We start from the raw sequence: 18,107 nt of genomic DNA, 5'->3' as shown, positions 1-18,107 counted from the left end.
CTCAAACCTTGATACAAAATTGGGTAAAAAAATCAATTTTTTATCACTTAATAATCTTCAGCAATATGATTAACAATTCCTCAAAAATGGCGCACCTTAGCCGCCAAAATCAAAGATTCATCAATAGATCTTAAATTTTTATAAACAATCCTCAAAACAAATCTGATTAGATAGGCGCATAATCATTAAAACAGCCAATTTAATGAGCTTTAATCAAAAATAATACTTGGCTAGTGAATAAAATGCTGTCAAAGTACCAAACAGATAAAGATTAAATAATGTTGTTGGAGTCGTATTATGTGTTCAATATTCTCAATTTTAGATATCAAATCAGATGCAAGTGAACTTCGCCAAGTGGCACTTGAAATGTCAAAGCTGTTACGTCACCGTGGCCCAGACTGGTCAGGCATTTATGCAGATGAACATGCGATTCTTGCCCACGAGCGTTTAGCGATTGTTGATGTTGACCATGGTGCCCAGCCGCTTATTAGCCAGGATGGCAACATCATATTAGCCGTCAATGGTGAAATTTATAACCACAAGCAACTTAAAGCTGATTTAGGTGATAAATATCAATACCAAACCAACTCTGACTGTGAAGTGATTTTATCTTTATACCAGGAATACGGTTGTGACTTTTTGGATAAACTTAACGGCATCTTTGCGTTTGTCTTGTATGACAAAGCCAAGCAAACTTATTTAATCGGCCGTGATCACATGGGTATTATCCCGCTTTACACTGGCTTTGATACTGCGGGTAACTTCTACATAGCATCTGAAATGAAAGCACTTATGCCTGTGTGTAAAACCGTGGCAGAGTTTTTACCAGGCCAGTATTTATATTCAGCAGACGGCAAGCCAACACAATATTATGTCCGTGACTGGATGGAATATGATGCGGTAAAAGATAACCCAGCCAGTATTGATGACTTACGTGAAGCCTTAGAAGCGGCGGTTAAACGTCAATTAATGTCAGACGTACCTTACGGAGTCTTGTTATCTGGTGGCTTAGATTCATCGGTTGTGTCAGCGATTACCCAAACCTATGCAAAACATCGTATTGAAAACGATGGTGAAACCGGCGCCTGGTGGCCACAGCTTCACTCATTTGCGGTTGGCTTAGCGGAATCACCTGATTTGGTAGCGGCGCAAAAAGTGGCCGATGCCATTGGCACCATTCATCACCCGATTGTGTATACATTCCAAGAAGGGTTAGATGCTATTAAAGAAGTGATTTATCACTTAGAAACATACGATGTCACCACAATTCGCTCAGCGACGCCTATGTATCTAATGGCACGAAAAATTAAAGCCATGGGCATTAAAATGGTGTTGTCTGGTGAAGGTGCTGATGAATTATTTGGTGGTTACTTATACTTCCATAAAGCCCCTAACGCGCAGGCATTCCACGAGGAATTAGTGCGTAAGTTAGATAAACTGCATTTGTTTGATTGTCTACGCGCCAACAAAGCGATGGCCGCCTGGGGACTTGAAGCCCGCGTGCCTTTCTTAGATAAAGAGTTTATGGATGTGGCAATGCGCATCAATCCAGAAGCGAAAATGTCTAAAGATGGTCGTATCGAGAAACACATTCTGCGTCAGGCATTTGAACACAAACTGCCAAAAGAAGTCGCGTGGCGCCAAAAAGAACAGTTCAGTGATGGTGTAGGCTATTCTTGGATTGATGGCTTGAAAGAACATGCGGGTAAACATGTTGATGATGTGCAATTGGCAAACGCAAAATTCCGTTTCCCTTATAACACACCAGAAACCAAAGAAGCTTATTTTTACCGTTGTTTCTTTGAAGAGTTCTACCCGTTACCAAGTGCAGCTGAAACCGTACCAGGTGGCAAATCAGTTGCTTGCTCTACCCCAGAAGCACTGGCTTGGGATGAAAGTTTACGCGGCATTATCGACCCATCGGGACGCGCAGTGCGTAACGTACACGCCAGCAGCTACCAGTAATCTGCTATTTGGATTCTTGATTCTTGATTTGAACTTTAACAATGCCTAAACGCCCGTGACTTATGTCACGGGCGTTTTTTTATTCTGCTAGTTCATATCTGTTAGGTTGATAATCGTTTAGTTCTTATTTCAAATACTGGAAATAGCCTATGTGCAAACACTTCTGCGACACGCCGCAAGCACATCCGTGTGGGCTCTACGCCAGTTTGAAAGTGATCATGATGATTACCATACGTTTACTTTGGTTCACCAGGCGATAAGATGTTAACAGTGAAGAAAGGTTATTTTATAAACGTCTTACCTTCGTAATTATAACTTGAGTCAAATTAGTCATAACAATCATTATTTAAAGGGGGTGTCGGATCATGAAAATGGAAGTTCAACACAAATTTGAAAGCTACCCTGAACAGATAAAGCCGTTATTAGTTCATCTGCGGCAGCTTATTTTAGACATTGCCAGTCAACATCATTTAGGCGAAGTTGAAGAAACGCTGAAATGGGGCGAACCGAGTTACGCGGTTAAAAATGGTAGCCCGATAAGAATTGACTGGAAACCTAAATACCCCGAGCTGTATTTCATTTTTTTCAACTGCAACACTAAACTGGTTGATACATTTAAAGAGCTGTATCCAGATGTAATTCAATATCAGGGAAATAGAGCCATAGTATTAAAGGTTAATTTTCCACTTCCAACTAAAGTGATTCAACATTGCATAACGCTGTCACTGCAATACAAAAGTATCAAACATTTACCTTTGCTTGGGGCTTAGTTCAAATTTAACATTAGTTCAATTTTAACATTAGGCGCTACAAGCCATTCTACGCAAAAATTGTACAACTAAAGCATAACCATAAAGTGATGCCATACCCATAACAGATTTTAAAAGCGCCCTTGCGACTATGCTTTCCCCTGCAAAATGCTACTATCTGAATATTGGTTAAACCCATTCAACTACCTGAACTTGAAAATAAAGGCTTTTATATGAATCGTGCTAAATCAACCCTAGAGCAATGGCGAATTTTACAAGCTGTGGTTGATCATGGTGGCTATTCCCAGGCGGCTGAACAACTCAATAAAAGCCAGTCATCACTAAACCATGCGGTTGCAAAATTACAGCATCAGTTAGGCATTCAGTTATTAGAAGTAAAAGGCCGCAAAGCCTATCTTACCGAGCAAGGTGAAGTACTACTGCGCCGCTCACGTCATCTGACACAATCAGTCGATGAACTTGAACAGCTAGCCACCAACCTTGGCCAGGGGTGGGAGCCCAGTATCACCATAGCCAAAGAGATCATTTATCCGACCGAGAAACTGGTCGATGCACTTGAAGCATTTATTCCCCTCAGCCGCGGTACCCGAGTGACAGTGCTTGATTCAGTTATTTCTGGTACCCATGACTTAATTAACCAGCAAATGGTTAATATTGCCATTTGTGCCACTCCACCGCGTGCCCATTTAGCACAACCATTATGTGAATGTGATTTTGAATTAGTGTGTCACCCTAACCATCCATTGGCTCAGTTAGACAGTATTGAAGATGAAAAGCAGCTTGCGCAGCATTTGCAGATAGTGATTAAAGATACTGGGTCAAACTCAATCAATGATATTGGTTGGTTAAAAGCAGAGCAGCGTATTACCGTATCAAATTTTCATGAAGCCAAGGTTATTTTAGGCCGCCAACTTGGATTTTGTTGGATCCCCAACTTTTTGGTTGAAAATGATGTGAAGCAAGGTAAGTTACACAAACTGAAACTGCATGGCAGTTATCAGCGCAGAATAACCTTAAATTTAGTTGTGCCGAATAGAGACCGACAAGGCCCTGCATGTCGTTTACTAGAAAGTTTAATTTTATTGCAGCACGAAATTGAAACCAGTCAGCCTTATACTGAAAAAGCTAACGCCTGATCAGATTTATCATACATAAATGAATTGGTTGAGGATGTGTTGGGAACCGCTTGATTTTGTAGGTAAGCTAAAGTTGCTAGTGGTACTTGAGGTGTTCGCGTATCTTGTGACTCAGCCATCTTTTGACTAAATCGACTTTTTGCATCTGCTGTTGCTGTATTCTTTTCAGCCAATGTGAAAGGGGCTAACTGTGACTGCTGAAATCCATTTTGTTGAGCATCAGCCTGCTTGTAGGTATTAGCTAATTCATTGATATGCTGAATATCTTCAGCGGGAATAATTTTTTCTTGGCGCAATTCAGCCATTTCAGCTTTAGCTTGATTCATTTTTTGTACCGCTTCAGCTGCGACACGAATATCGGCACTAGATGGCTGATTAGGTGCCATTGCAGCGGCATATACCTTTTGCATTTTATTAAATGTCGCTTGCGGATCGCCAGAGACAGCACCCACATCAATTTGAACTTCACCATCAACCGCATAACGTTTACCATCGGGGCCTTTTTCATAAGAAAAAGAAGGACTTTGAGCAAACATTCCACCCACGGCTTTGTGGGCTTGTTCGTGGGTTTTAACTTCAATATCACGCTTTGATAATTCACTGATTATTTGTTGCTCAGCTAGGGCAACTTTTTGTTGTTGCTGCTCAGCTTGATCACTAGCCTGCTGTTGCTGTTGCTGTTGTTCTTGCGCTTGTTGCTGCTGTTTTTGTTGCTCAGCAGCAATGGCTTGTTCTGATGTTGAAGCTTGTTCTGCTTGACCGTTTACTTGAGCGTCTTGCTGACGATTATTAGCATCCTGATTAACAGCGCTCTGACTAACAGCATTTTGACTAAACTCGGTATTAATCTCACTTGGTGGTGTTTTATCTTCAAAAGGATTAATGCGCTCTTTTTCAACGTCTACATTAGGCTCGGTTTGTGTTTGCTGTTGAAACAACTGCTGATAATCGGTTTTGGTATCAGTAGGTTCTGTTTCACTAGGCTCTGTTTCGCTAGGTTCTGCTGTGGCAAAAATATTGACTGCTTGTATTGCATCAACGCTAACAGCACTTGTTTGACTCACTTCAGGTTTAGCTATTTGTGCAGGATTAATAGCCGCAATATGAGTTGCACCTGTGCGCAAATTGAACCCATTAGATGAAATAGTGCTGGGACTGTTAGTTGGGGGAACACTTGGATTTTGATTAGCTGCAGCGCTACTGGTGTTGATCGGCGATACATTAGCAAAACTTGCTGTTTTGACGGCCGTTGGCGTCAACACAGGTGATACATTTTGGCTAACAGCTGCTGCAGTTGGGGTAACGGTTGATTTAGCAATTGGCTTAGCTGTTGTAAGTGCCACATTGGCCGCTAAACTGGTGCTGGAAGCCGCACTTGAAGACGGAATGGTTGATACCGAACTTATTGACGCTAAATTTGCTGAAGCTAGGTTTGAAGCAGAAACGGCGTCAACCTGCTTAGATTGACTCGTCGCAGGTTGAAAATTATTACTTGGTAAGCTTGATTGACGAATGTCCATTTTTCATCACAAGTGATATAAGTGGTGCTGTGGCGCTAAAGATTCATTAAACGGTCACAGCTCACTTAACTCATTAGGCCTCAATATTGATGATGCTGCCAACCGTTTCGGTGGCGGCTTCTATCACTTTAACTGAGGCCTCGCCCTGCTGCCTTGATTCAACGGCAGAGACTAATGCACTGGTTTTATCTGACTGTTCAACAGCTTGGCTACTTAATGTTACCGTATCCTGTTGAGCCGCAGGTGCTGTCGGCTTAGGATCGGGTGCGGCAACAGCGGTAGTTGCCTGCGCCAGACCTTGTTGTGAATTTTGTAAACCTTGAACGCCCGATGAATACGCGGATTGAATTTGCATAATACGTCCTCTGATAACCAATAAAACTTAACTCAGTATCGCCCATACTGGCTAAAATGTACAGTATTTAACCGTTTCTATTATCATTTTATCCAGCTATTTTCCCAATCTTTAAACACAGGATTAAAACCCTTTTGTTGCATGGCTGCTATCACCTGTCCGACATTGCGCTGGTCGCTTATTTCAAACTGATCCAACTGACTATCAGGCTGCTGATAACCGCCTGGTTGGGTTGAACTGCCCGCGCTGATATTGGTGATCCCAAGTGGCAGTAGGTTATCCCTAAATTCGGGGGTTTCACGGGTGGACAAACTAATATCAAGCTGATGATTAAACAGTCTAAATGCACAAATCATTTGCACCAAGCCTATATCGGTTAACACGACTTTAGGTTCAATTCCGCCTGTGCATGGCCGTAACCTTGGCAGTGAGATACTGTAGCGATTCCGCCAATATTGTCGCTCAAGGTAATCAAGATGATACCCCATTAATAACGCATCTATACGCCAGTCATCTAACCCTAACAGCACCCCTAATCCGATTTTATCCACCCCAGACTCAGCTACCCTGCCAGGAGTATCGAGACGATAATTAAAATCTTGTTTTTTACCTCGGGTATGATGTTTTGCATAAGTGCGCGCCCGATAGGTTTCTTGATAAACCATTACAGCATCTAACCCTTGGGAAACGAGACGACGGTATTCATCTGTTTCAAGCGGCTGTACTTCCATTGCCACATAACTAAAATGTTGCTTTATTTGTGGTAAAACATGAGCAAAATATTCAATACCGACTTTGGTTTCATGTTCACCTGAAACTAACAAAACAGAGTCAAATCCACGGGATTTAATGATGGCCACTTCAGCTAAAATTTCATCATCATTTAAGGTTTTACGTTTGATTTTATTACTCATGGTAAAACCACAGTAATCACACTCATTGGCGCACAAATTTGATAAATATAGGGGCAAGTATAACCCTAAGTTAGCCCCAAAACGCTGTCGAGTTAAACGAGCCGACTCCTGTGCCATATGCTCTATATATGGTTGAGCCGCTGGCGATAACAGCGCCATCAAACTGTTTAGATTGCCACTTGGATACTGTAATGCCCGCTCAACATCTGCTTCTGTAGTGGCGTATAACTTCATTGATAAATCATCAATATTGAGCTGGCTAAATGTTTCTGAGTAGCGCATTAGCCCACCATACTCGAGGTTAAAAACCCTGTTAACGGACTGGTATTATGGGCATTAGCACTAACTATACTTAGGCCTGCTTGATAAGCTTGTCGACCACTTTGGACTGCTTTTTTAAAACAATCGGCCATTAAAACAGGATTAGTGCTACTGGCAATGGCAGTATTGACTAACACAGCATCAGCTCCCATCTCCATTGCACGACATGCCTGTGAAGGTGCACCGATACCGGCATCAACAATCACTGGCACGCTTGATTGCTCAATAATTATTTTTAAAAAAGCTTCGGTGGCTAAGCCTTGATTACTGCCAATAGGGCTTCCCAATGGCATAACTGCAGCGCAGCCCACTTCTTCTAAACGACGACATAAAACCGGATCAGCATGGATATAGGGCAAAACAATAAAGCCTCTCTCACATAGCGTTTGGGCAGCGATTAATGTCTCTATCGGATCAGGCATTAAATATTTTGGATCAGGATGAATTTCTAGCTTAATCCATTTAGTGCCTAACATTTCAAAGGCTAGTTCGGCGGCAAAAATAGCTTCTTTAGCATTTCTGGCTCCTGCGGTATTAGGGAGTAGTTTTACCCCTAATTGCTGTAACGGACTCAGCAAATCATCTAAGCCGTTTTTAAAATCGATTCGCTTCATCGCTAGCGTCACTAACTGTGACTTTGACGCTTCTATAGAGGCCAACATAGTGGCCGAATTAGCAAACTTACCTGTACCAGTGAATAGGCGGGATTCAAATTGATGATCGGCTATCGTTAACATATTACCCTCCCGCTACGGCGGAAAAAAATTCAAGTTGATCATTAGCTTGGCATTGATATTGATGCCACTCGCTGCGTGGAATGATTTGCTGATTAACCACCAGCGCGACACTTCTAGGTTCTATCTGTTTTAGCGCTAGCACTTGGGCTAATGAGGTATTGGGCTGAAGACGCTGTAGTTCTCCATTGATGTTGATTTCAATCATCACTGCACCTTAACTATTGTGTTTGTTACTGTTAGTGTTCAACAACCTTGCTCATCATTTAGGTCATCAACTTTTGCCATCACTGACAGATGCGTTACTGGCAAACATGGCAATGCTTATCAATATTCATTTTGGCTTTTGACCAAGACAGCCTTTTAGCATCAAAGCGATGTAACACTCCGTATTCTATTGGCCGACCAATGATCTGATTCATACCCGCTAACGCCTGCATAGATGCCATAACCCCAACTGCTGGGCCTAACACCCCTGCTTGGCTACAATTTTGGCTTAATATGCTGTCGGACGGATAAACACAGTGATAACAACCGTGAGAGTTAATGCTTGATGCTTGCGGCTCAGATGAATCTGACAGAGGTAAATAGGCGAACCATTGGCCTTGATCAGCAGAAATTGATGCACTGATCAGCGGCATTTTATATTCAATCGCGATCCGATTAACTAATTGCCGGGTAGTAAAATTGTCGCTGCAATCAAACAATACGGCTGATGAAAGGCCGCTAGCTAATGAACATTTGGGGACAAGGCTGTCAAATAATGCCTGATAGTTACCAGGATTAATAAACACCTGATGGGCGCTTAAATCACAAACCACATTCCTTTGATGTAATTTTTTCATAGCAATACTGGCTTTATTATTCCCTATATCATTAGTATCAAACAATATTTGCCGAGGCAGGTTAGACAACTCGACATCATCACCGTCAATTAGATGAATTATACTCACCCCAGATGCGGCTAAGTATTGCGCCACCAGCTGCCCTAAACCTCCAACGCCGACGATAATAGCGGTGGCATTCATCAAAGCTAACTGGCCTTTTTCTGACACATCAGTTAGTAGCATTTGTTTGGAGTACTGAATGTATTCATGATCATTTAAGCTAGTTTTCATATGCCCTCCAAATGCGTTTGGCTAGCGGTAATATCACTATCTTGGTATTGGGTGTGCTCATTAGGCTGAGTTGGCGAAGTCGATCTAGATTTAGATTGAGATTGAGAACTAGATCCCGTTTGCTGTGTTGGTTCTGTTTGAAATGACGACTCGGTTAACTGTTGCCATTGCTGACTTAAGTTTTTATAGGCAACAGTCGCATCTTTGGCCTGAGTTATTGCCCGCACCACTGCAACATCTTCTACACCAGTTTCGGCAACCTCTTTTAAGCAATCAACATCAATTCCTCCAATAGCAACAGTGGGATAATGACCATTTAGTAACGATACATAACAAGCTAGTTTTGTTAACCCCTGTGGCTTGGATGGCATCTGTTTAGTCGTGGTGGCGAATATATGCCCTAGGGCGATATAGGATGGTTTTAACTGAGTCGCGAGTAGTATTTCAAAGTAACTATGGCTAGATAACCCAAGCGCGATATTATTTGCTGCAAGGGCCGATAAATCTGCAACTAAGGCATCTTCTTGACCTAAATGTACCCCAAATGCACCGTGCTTAAGTGCAAGTTGCCAGTGATCATTAATAAACAATTGGGCATTAAAGTCTCGACCTAGCTGAATAGCACGTTGTACTTGTTGTTCTAACTCCTTTTGTTCTGACTGGTGTTGATCTAACAGGTATTTAGCGGCAATAGGCGGCTCTGAAATTAACTGCCCTGAACCGTATTTCGCTAACCACATCGCTTTGTGCTGTTCATCAACAAAACTGTGCACCTTTTCATAGGACGCTACTTGCATATCATCCACATCTTGCTTAATCCGCAGTTGCACTGTTTTGCAACCGGCTTTTAGTAACGGCTCTAACATTTCAACTGACGACACCACAGGATATATACCTAATGGTGTCGACAGTTTTGTGAAATTAATAGTAGCTGTTCTTAATAACGAGTTACTAACTTGTTGTTCAATACCAAGGGACGGTTTTACAGCAAAGGTAACCTCCTTTGGCGCGGTATCGGTAGCTTTAACATCTGCTACTAACTGTACAATATGTGGCATTAACTCAAGCAATGTTGGCCAACCTGTTCTGGCTAAACATCCAGGCCCTTGACCAAGCTTAATACCGTGTTTAAGACCGTTAGTGACATAGGCTTTAGCTAATACTATGGCATCGTGCAGCACAAAACCCTGTGCGATAAAACTGGCCATTGCAGATGACAAGGTGCAGCCACTGCCATGGTTGTTTACGGTATCAACGCGATCTGAGCTTAGTATAAACACGCTGTTGTTATGCTCGGCGCTGCCACCTTCAACATGATGACAAATATAAACATCATGGGCTTTGTCAGCTTGCCATGGCGCATCGCCACCTTTGGCGACAACAGCACACTCAAAATAATCACTCACCCGCTTGGCCATATTAACCATGCCATCAAGCGTCATATTTTGTGTATTAGTTAACTTATGCTGACTGCCACTATTATCTGCCACGTTAGCTTTTGATACTTTAGTCTCTGTCGCATTAGTGTGTATTGCATTAGTTTCCGTCGCGCTAGCATCTATCGCTTCAACAAGGCTGATTAACTCCATCTGATTTGGGGTGATCATATTAATCACTCCTTTAAATGGACTAAAATCTAGCCTGTGCTGATTAAGCTTATCACCGCTGCTGGCCACCATAACAGGGTCGAGGATCACTGCTATGCTTGCCCTACCATCGAGCTCGTTATTCGTACTAGTGCTAAAATTTCGCAACCAATTAGCCAGCTGATTAAGCTGATATTGATTAGCAAGCAAACCAATTTTAATTGCTTTAGGCGGCATGTCGGTGACTAACGTATTGAGCTGTGCCAGTAACATTTTTTCTGACACAGCCTCAACTAAACTCACCTTTACCGAGTTTTGGGCAGTAAGCGTGGTGATGACACTACAAGCATGGCATTGCAAGTCATTGATAGTGGCTAAGTCGGCTTGAATACCTGCTCCGCCACCACTGTCTGATCCAGCAATAGTCCACACTATCGGTTTAAGCCCAGCTGACTTTTTAAGAGCTGATTGGACAGATTGAATTATTGGCGCCATTACTCAGCAACCTCTGCCACCGATTTTTGATGATACAAGTTAGAACCGTTCGCTTTAAATTCCGCTGACTTTTGTGCCATTTTTGCAGCTATTGTGTCTTTTGACTGAGTAGGTAGCAGATCACCTTGTGCTTGATAAGACTGATAATCAGCAGGCGAAATCACTTCAACATTTTGCAGCGCTTGTTTTTCAAGGTTGGCGGCATATTCACGCACGTCTTGAGTAATTTTCATCGAGCAAAATTTAGGGCCACACATGGAGCAAAAATGGGCGACTTTGGCCGACTCCTGTGGCAATGACTCATCGTGATAGGCTCTGGCTGTGTCAGGATCAAGCCCTAGGTTGTATTGATCTTCCCAGCGAAATTCAAAACGGGCCTTTGATAATGCGTTATCACGTACCTGTGCCCCCGGATGTCCTTTGGCGACATCAGCGGCATGTGCTGCTATCTTGTAAGCTATTAGCCCTTGTTTGACATCTTCTTTGTTCGGCAGACCTAAATGTTCCTTGGGTGTGACATAACACAGCATAGCGACGCCATACCAGGCCATCATGGCCGCACCTATACCAGAGGTAAAATGATCATAACCCGGTGCAATATCGGTCGTTTGTGGTCCTAAGGTATAAAATGGCGCCTCATCACAAAGTTCTAGTTGTTTTTCCATATTGATTTTAATCAACTGCATTGGCACATGGCCAGGGCCTTCAATAATGGTTTGTACATCATATTGCCAGGCAATTTTAACCAGCTCGCCTAAGGTTTCTAATTCGGCAAATTGCGCCTCATCATTGGCATCGGCAATCGAGCCTGGACGCATACCGTCACCTAATGACAAGGACACATCATAGGCGGCACAAATCTCACAAATATCTCGAAAGTGCTCATACAAAAAGCTTTCTTTATGATGACTTAAACACCACTTTGCCATAATAGAACCACCACGAGACACCATGCCGGTTAAGCGTTTGGCTGTCATGGGGACATAACGTAATAACACGCCAGCATGAATGGTAAAGTAATCTACGCCCTGCTCGGCTTGTTCAATCAAGGTATCTCTAAACACTTCCCAAGTAAGATCTTCTGCCACGCCGTTTACTTTCTCTAGCGCTTGATAAATGGGGACTGTGCCAATAGGAACAGGTGAATTACGAATTATCCATTCGCGGGTTTCGTGAATATATCTGCCAGTCGATAAATCCATTACCGTGTCAGCGCCCCAACGTGTCGACCACACCAACTTCTCCACCTCTTCTTCAATGGACGATGTCACCGCTGAGTTACCAATATTGGCGTTCACTTTAACCAAAAAGTTACGCCCAATAATCATAGGCTCTGATTCTGGATGATTAATATTAAGCGGAATAATAGCGCGGCCTCTCGCCACTTCACTGCGGACAAATTCAGGGGTAATTAACTCACCAATCACAGCACCAAAGGATTCACCCTTAGCTTTATTTGTTAGCACTTGATCGCTAACCTCTTGCCTTGCCATGTTTTCACGTATAGCAATGTATTCCATTTCAGGAGTAATAATTCCTTGGCGAGCATAATGCATTTGCGTCACTCGCTTACCCACTTTAGCGCGGCGTGGTGGCGCTAGCGCATCAAAGCGCAAATGATCCAAACCATCATCGGCCAAACGTTGTTGGGTAAAATGAGAGCTAGCACCATCAAGTGCTTCGGTATCATCACGTTCTTCAATCCAAGTTTGACGAAGCTTGGCTAAACCCAAGCGCACATTGATTTCAGCATTGGGATCAGAATACGCACCAGCACAATCGTAAACCTTTAACGGAGGATTTTGTTCTGTAAGGGGATTGGTGTCATCACCGCCCAAAATGGTATCGGTTTGATGAATTTGGCGCATGGCTACGTGTAAATCAGCACGGCTACCTTGCAGATAAATTTTCTCAGAATTGGGATGTTGTAATGGTTTTAAGTTATCAATAAAAGCTTGTGCGCTAGCACGGGTTTCGCGACGATTTGACATGAGCAACCTCGAATAAAATGAGAGAAAGTTGCTTGTCTGGAGGAAAGTGTGTTGAGAGCGAGCAATGTCGTTAACGCAATTCAAACAATGGTTAGACGCAATTGCTGTCAATAATCAAAAGAGGTAAACACGGGTAAAACTAAGTGGATATGGTAAAATCACTTAAGTTTTACGCATGAATAATCACCAAGGATTATTATGCTTGTTACCTACGCAGGTTTTAGCCTGATCAGGTTCAACGGATCCCGAATTAACGGTCTCAGCCTTAATGGCACTCCGACAAGATTCTGTAAGTATAGCCAGAATTAAACCTCAATAACAAGATGTAATATCTGCATATGTTTTCAAGGTGATCTTTAACCTCCCAAGTTGAGCAATAAAGAAAAATGAATTATTTTTCAATAACTGTCGCAGTCTCCCCACTAACCTAGTTATAATTAGCGGGTTTATGTAAACGCAAAGATGCGTAGAATTTTAGGAGATAATTTCCATGCCAGGTTTTGAATTATTCGGTCCAGAAGAAAAGCAGGAAGTCGCTGACGTAATGGAGAACGGTTTTACCTTCCGTTACAACTTTGACCATATGCGTAATGATCGCTGGAAAACTCGCGACATGGAGCAATTACTCTGTGAGAAGATGAACGTTAAACACGCTCATCTTGTATCAAGTGGTACTGCTGCACTTCAAACTGCTATGGCTGCAGCGGGTGTTGGCGCAGGTGATGAAGTTATTGTACCGCCGTTTACTTTTGTGGCTTCTGTGGAAGCAGTATTTATGGCTGGCGCAATCCCCATTTTTGCTGAAATTGATGAAACCTTATGTTTATCGCCAGAAGGCATTGAAGCGGTAATCACTCCTCGCACTAAAGCCATTAACTTAGTCCACATGTGTGGTTCTATGGCTAAAATGGACGAAATTAAAGCCGTTTGTAAAAAGCATAACCTAGTGATACTAGAAGATGCATGCCAGGCCATAGGTGGTAGCTACAAAGGCCAAGCACTAGGCACTATCGGTGATGTCGGTTGTTACTCTTTCGATTCTGTTAAAACCATCACTTGTGGTGAAGGTGGTGCTATTGTCACCAACAATTCAGACATCTACAACCACAGCCATATGTTCTCTGACCATGGACATGATCATGTCGGCAGTGACCGTGGCGCTGAAAGCCACCCAATTATGGGATTAAACTTCCGTATATCTGAAATGAATGCCGCGATGGGTTTAGCTCAATTACGTAAGTTAGATAAAATTATCGCGATTCAACGTAAAAACAAAAAAACCATTAAAGATGCAATGGCACAAATTCCAGAAGTGACTTTCCGTGAAATTCCTGATCCAGAAGGTGACTCAGCAGGTTTCTTAACCTTCTTTTTGCCTACAGAAGAGCGCACTATTGAGATAAACAAAAAACTTGCAGCTAACAAGGTCGATGGTTGTTTTTACTGGTATATCAACAACTGGCATTACCTTAAAAATTGGAAACATATTCAGGAACTTAAAGCCCCTGCTGCGTTACCAATTATGTTAATTGCTGACCGCCCTGACTATACACAAATTAAAACACCAAAATCAGATGCCATTATGAGCCGTACGATTTCGATGTTAATTAAACTGTCTTGGACAGATGAGCAAATTGCAGAGCGTATTGAAAACATCAAACGTGCTTTTGCTTAAATAACTTATCTTCTATCACCTCATTTGAGGTGATAGTACTTTTTACAGTAAATATCTCAATTGGAGAGTGTTGTAATGAGTTTTAAAAATTTTAAATGTGTACCAAAAATGATTTTTGGTCGTGGCTCGTTCGTGCAATTGGACGTGGTATTAGAGCAAGAGCGCAAAGAAGCCGATGATTTTGTGGTATTTCTGGTTGACGACGTACACCAAGAAAAACCATTAGCAGGGCGAGTTCCCAACAAAAGCCAAGACTTAGTCATCTACGTTAACGTAGATGACGAACCAACAACGGTTCAAGTTGATGACTTAACCGCTCAAGTTAAAGCGTTTAACACTAAACAACCAGTCAGTGTTGTTGGTTTAGGCGGCGGCTCTACTATGGATTTAGCCAAAGCGGTATCGCTTATGCTGACTAACCCAGGCAGCTCATCTGAATACCAAGGTTGGGATTTAATTAAAAACCCTGCCATTCACCACATTGGTATTCCTACAGTATCCGGTACCGGCGCTGAAGCATCACGTACTGCGGTACTGTGTGGCCCAGTGCGTAAGTTAGGCTTAAATTCTGACTACACTGTGTTTGATCAAATCATTATGGATTCTGAGTTAATTGCAGGTGTTCCAACAGATCAATGGTTCTACACTGGTATGGATTGCTTCATTCACTGTGTTGAGTCTTTACAAGGGACTTACCTGAACGAATTTGCGAAGGCCTTCGCTGAAAAATCGATGGATTTATGCCGCCAAGTTTACCTAGACGATCATCCAGAAAAAGATGACAAGCTAATGATGGCCTCTTACATGGGCGGAATGAGCATTGCTTATAGCCAGGTGGGTGCATGTCATGCGGTGTCTTACGGTTTAGGCTATGTATTAGGCTACCATCACGGTATTGGTAACTGTTTAGCATTTGATGTGTTAGAAGAATTCTATCCAGAAGGTGTGAAAGAATTCCGTAAAATGATGGAAATTCACAACATCACCCTACCGAAAAACATCTGTAAAGACTTACCAGACGAAACTATTGCTAAGATGGTTGCGGTTACTAAGAGCATGGGCCCATTATGGGACAATGTTTACGGTAAAGGCTGGGAAGAAAAAGTTACCGATGAAATGCTGACTAAGCTGTTCCGTCGTATATAATACGTCTAAGTCATTTTGTCATAAGGGCTCAGATGAGCCCTTTTGTTTACCATTAAAATAGGTTTTTATTGATGAATGTTACTCTATTAATTCCAGCTCGTTATGGTTCAAGCCGTTTTCCTGGAAAGCCATTAGCGCCGATTAATGGTAAACCGATGATCCAACACGTTTACGAACGTGCCTCATTAGCCAGAGGATTAGACAATATTTACGTTGCCACAGATGATGTTCGCATTAAAGATGCCGTTGAAGGTTTTGGTGGTAAAGTGGTTATGACTAGCGCTGATGCCGCATCGGGTACCGATCGTATTAATGATGCTATCAGCCAGTTAGGCCTAGCCGATGATGATTTAGTGATTAACCTACAGGGCGATCAACCCTTAATCGACCCTATTTCGATTGAACAAATCATTAGCTTATTTGAACGCCATCCTGGTGAATTTGAAATGGCGACCTTAGGGTTTGAAATCACCGATAAGAAAGAATTAGACGACCCAATGCACGTAAAAATGGTGTTCGATAATGACTTCAACGCACTGTATTTCTCACGCGCACGCATTCCGTTCGGCCGTGACACTAACGACTACCCTGTCTACAAACACTTAGGTGTTTATGCTTACACCCGTCGTTTTGTTAATGCCTTTGCCCAATTACCACTAGGTAAGTTAGAAGACCTAGAAAAATTAGAGCAACTGCGTGCATTAGAATACGGCTATAAAATAAAAATCGCGATTAGCGCATTCGATTCACCAGAAGTTGATACCCCTGATGATATTCGTAAATGTGAATTACGCTTAGCGGTTGATTAACTAAACCTTGGAGCATCATTATGGATTTATCAGGTTTTGAAGTGTGGATTATCATTGGTTTAGTGGTGGGTGTTATTGCCAGTAATTTAGCCGTATTAAAGTACAGCGCTAAATTTAAAATGCCACATTTAGGTGATCACAAAGATAAAAGCATTGCTCCAGGTGAAAGCGCAGATAAAAATGCCGATGAACATCAGAATGACAATACAGGCGCTAATGCTGGTATAAATAGTACTGATACAAGCAAAAAAGATAACCCATCAACAAAAGCAGATTAATGCTCACTGGCTGTTGTTAAATCTTTAAAACCAATGTTGTTACTCACATTTAAGGCTTCTCATTTTAATGAAATGAAGCCTTAAATGATTTTGAGTAATTGTTTTTAAATTAGGTTAATACCCTCTAAAAATTCAGTATTCAACCTTAGTTTCGCATAATCCTTAGGAGTAATATGCCCCTTACCGCCACTGATACCAGCTCAAACACAATCCATAAATCAAGTACAACAAATTCACCTAAAGCAAACCTAATGTCAGACGAAATGCTCGCCCGCATTGACCAGTCTGAAGCTCGCGTCATTAAAGCTATTTTTCCATCTAACACCAATCATCACAACACTTTATTTGGTGGAGATGCATTAGCATGGATGGACGAAACCGCTTTCATTGCTGCGACCCGTTTTTGCAGAAAGTCTTTAGTTACTGTTAGCTCAGACAGAATTGACTTTAAAAAAGCCATTCCAGCAGGCAGTTTAGCAGAATTAGTCGCTAGGGTTATTCATGTGGGTAATACCTCGCTTAAAGTTGAAGTGAATATTTTTGTCGAAAATATGTATGACGACCATCGCGAACATGCGATTAGAGGTGTATTTACTTTTGTTGCTGTGGATGAACAACGCAATCCTACCAAGGTTTGGCCATTAAGCTAACGCACATAGCACATAGCACATAGCACATAGCACTCCAATAATAGAAACATCAACTGTATCAATGACCACAAGGATGTCGGTCAAGTTAACGTCAGCTATTTTCCAACCACATCACATTTACACTAATACCTGGCGGGTATTTTTGATGAAATGATGAATTTGATTCTCAACTTTAATATCAATCATCTCTTGGGGACGACAGCTATTTGGGCATGGCATATTAGGTGTAGTACCAAATAACCGGCATATTAATGGTCTTTCATCGTAAACCGTACAACCATTTGGCCCTAAATGTACGCAGTTAAACTCATTTAATGCCGCGTCATGATCAGCATCTGTTTTCACTGGTAAACGTGACATTTCTTCTGAGGAGGTGGTGACAGGCCCGCAGCAGTCGTGGCAACCTGGTTTACATTCAAACGTCGGAATACGATCGCGTAAATGATCAACTATCTCTCGGTTATTATTCATAACGGCCTAATATTCTATAATTTATCGTTATTATAGTGGCATACATACCACATTAGAAGTTGATCTTGGTTCTGGAGAGCATCAAGCTGATGAGCAAGTGTGAGGTTATATGATTAATAGACCGTAAACAGTATATAAAAAAACCACTGTACCGCGTATCTTAATACGCAATA

The 18,107-nt window shown here is 42.0% G+C and carries 17 protein-coding genes and 1 riboswitch; of the genes, 8 read left to right on the top strand and 9 right to left on the bottom strand.

Going from position 1 to position 18,107, the window contains the following annotated elements; all coding sequences use genetic code 11:
- Positions 1-297: 297 nt before the first annotated feature.
- The 3 genes from asnB (at position 298) to ACRWQL_RS18845 (ending at position 3,871) form a co-directional block, all read left to right on the top strand.
- A complete protein-coding gene (gene asnB, locus ACRWQL_RS18855) occupies positions 298-1,965 on the top strand; it encodes an asparagine synthase B (protein ID WP_434951582.1) in 1,668 nt (555 codons plus the stop codon).
- 365 nt (positions 1,966-2,330) lie between these two features.
- Positions 2,331-2,735: a DUF1801 domain-containing protein gene (locus tag ACRWQL_RS18850; protein WP_434951580.1), complete on the top strand. Its 405-nt coding sequence runs from the start codon at positions 2,331-2,333 to the stop codon at positions 2,733-2,735.
- Between the two features lie 212 nt (positions 2,736-2,947).
- The gene (locus tag ACRWQL_RS18845; protein ID WP_226415408.1) at positions 2,948-3,871 is read left to right on the top strand and encodes a LysR family transcriptional regulator; all 924 of its coding nucleotides are present in this window, start codon (positions 2,948-2,950) and stop codon (positions 3,869-3,871) included.
- On the opposite strand, the gene ACRWQL_RS18840 is transcribed toward ACRWQL_RS18845, so the two are convergent.
- From ACRWQL_RS18840 to thiC, 8 genes are all read right to left on the bottom strand, one after another.
- Positions 3,847-5,391, bottom strand: coding sequence for a putative metalloprotease CJM1_0395 family protein (locus ACRWQL_RS18840; protein ID WP_434951578.1), 1,545 nt, complete (start codon positions 5,389-5,391; stop codon positions 3,847-3,849). The two genes, ACRWQL_RS18845 and ACRWQL_RS18840, sit on opposite strands and share 25 nt — an antisense overlap.
- A gap of 73 nt (positions 5,392-5,464) precedes the next feature.
- Positions 5,465-5,746, bottom strand: coding sequence for a chemotaxis protein (locus tag ACRWQL_RS18835; RefSeq protein ID WP_434926365.1), 282 nt, complete (start codon positions 5,744-5,746; stop codon positions 5,465-5,467).
- An 83-nt stretch (positions 5,747-5,829) separates the two neighbouring features.
- Positions 5,830-6,942 carry a 2-iminoacetate synthase ThiH gene (gene thiH / locus ACRWQL_RS18830; RefSeq protein WP_434951577.1) on the bottom strand — a complete coding sequence of 371 codons (1,113 nt, stop codon included), beginning with the start codon at positions 6,940-6,942 and terminating at the stop codon, positions 5,830-5,832.
- On the bottom strand, positions 6,942-7,718 hold the full coding sequence (locus tag ACRWQL_RS18825; protein ID WP_434951575.1) for a thiazole synthase: 777 nt from the start codon (positions 7,716-7,718) through the stop codon (positions 6,942-6,944). Before ACRWQL_RS18825 ends, thiH begins: the two co-directional genes overlap by 1 nt.
- A gap of 1 nt (position 7,719) precedes the next feature.
- Positions 7,720-7,923: a sulfur carrier protein ThiS gene (thiS, locus tag ACRWQL_RS18820; protein ID WP_434951573.1), complete on the bottom strand. Its 204-nt coding sequence runs from the start codon at positions 7,921-7,923 to the stop codon at positions 7,720-7,722.
- 94 nt (positions 7,924-8,017) lie between these two features.
- Complete coding sequence (locus ACRWQL_RS18815; RefSeq protein WP_434951571.1) at positions 8,018-8,833, bottom strand: HesA/MoeB/ThiF family protein; 816 nt, start codon at positions 8,831-8,833, stop codon at positions 8,018-8,020.
- Positions 8,830-10,914: a bifunctional hydroxymethylpyrimidine kinase/phosphomethylpyrimidine kinase gene (locus tag ACRWQL_RS18810; RefSeq protein WP_434951569.1), complete on the bottom strand. Its 2,085-nt coding sequence runs from the start codon at positions 10,912-10,914 to the stop codon at positions 8,830-8,832. The genes ACRWQL_RS18815 and ACRWQL_RS18810 overlap by 4 nt, the downstream gene beginning before the upstream one ends.
- Positions 10,914-12,905 (bottom strand): phosphomethylpyrimidine synthase ThiC, encoded by a 1,992-nt coding sequence (gene thiC, locus ACRWQL_RS18805; RefSeq protein ID WP_434951567.1) that lies wholly within the window; start codon positions 12,903-12,905, stop codon positions 10,914-10,916. The genes ACRWQL_RS18810 and thiC overlap by 1 nt, the downstream gene beginning before the upstream one ends.
- 189 nt (positions 12,906-13,094) lie before the next feature.
- Positions 13,095-13,194: riboswitch (TPP riboswitch) on the bottom strand.
- Positions 13,195-13,395: 201 nt separating this feature from the next.
- On the opposite strand from thiC, the gene kdnA reads away from it, so the two are divergent.
- The 5 genes from kdnA (at position 13,396) to ACRWQL_RS18780 (ending at position 17,463) form a co-directional block, all read left to right on the top strand.
- On the top strand, positions 13,396-14,580 hold the full coding sequence (gene kdnA / locus ACRWQL_RS18800) for an 8-amino-3,8-dideoxy-alpha-D-manno-octulosonate transaminase KdnA (protein WP_434951565.1): 1,185 nt from the start codon (positions 13,396-13,398) through the stop codon (positions 14,578-14,580).
- 75 nt (positions 14,581-14,655) lie between these two features.
- Positions 14,656-15,726, top strand: a complete 1,071-nt coding sequence (kdnB, locus tag ACRWQL_RS18795; protein WP_434951563.1) for a 3-deoxy-alpha-D-manno-octulosonate 8-oxidase KdnB — start codon at positions 14,656-14,658, stop codon at positions 15,724-15,726.
- 71 nt (positions 15,727-15,797) lie between these two features.
- Positions 15,798-16,535: an 8-amino-3,8-dideoxy-manno-octulosonate cytidylyltransferase KdsB gene (gene kdsB / locus ACRWQL_RS18790; protein ID WP_226415386.1), complete on the top strand. Its 738-nt coding sequence runs from the start codon at positions 15,798-15,800 to the stop codon at positions 16,533-16,535.
- Between the two features lie 20 nt (positions 16,536-16,555).
- A complete protein-coding gene (locus tag ACRWQL_RS18785; RefSeq protein WP_434926373.1) occupies positions 16,556-16,813 on the top strand; it encodes a DUF2897 family protein in 258 nt (85 codons plus the stop codon).
- 251 nt (positions 16,814-17,064) lie between these two features.
- The gene (locus ACRWQL_RS18780) at positions 17,065-17,463 is read left to right on the top strand and encodes an acyl-CoA thioesterase (RefSeq protein WP_434953434.1); all 399 of its coding nucleotides are present in this window, start codon (positions 17,065-17,067) and stop codon (positions 17,461-17,463) included.
- Positions 17,464-17,580: 117 nt separating this feature from the next.
- Here the strand turns inward: ACRWQL_RS18780 and ACRWQL_RS18775 are convergent, their stop codons facing one another.
- The gene (locus tag ACRWQL_RS18775; RefSeq protein ID WP_434951561.1) at positions 17,581-17,934 is read right to left on the bottom strand and encodes a YkgJ family cysteine cluster protein; all 354 of its coding nucleotides are present in this window, start codon (positions 17,932-17,934) and stop codon (positions 17,581-17,583) included.
- Positions 17,935-18,107: the final 173 nt, after the last annotated feature.

This window comes from Shewanella sp. HL-SH4 (assembly GCF_051164845.1).
Taxonomy (GTDB): domain Bacteria; phylum Pseudomonadota; class Gammaproteobacteria; order Enterobacterales; family Shewanellaceae; genus Shewanella; species Shewanella glacialimarina.
This window is presented reverse-complemented; position numbering and strand designations above follow the sequence as displayed.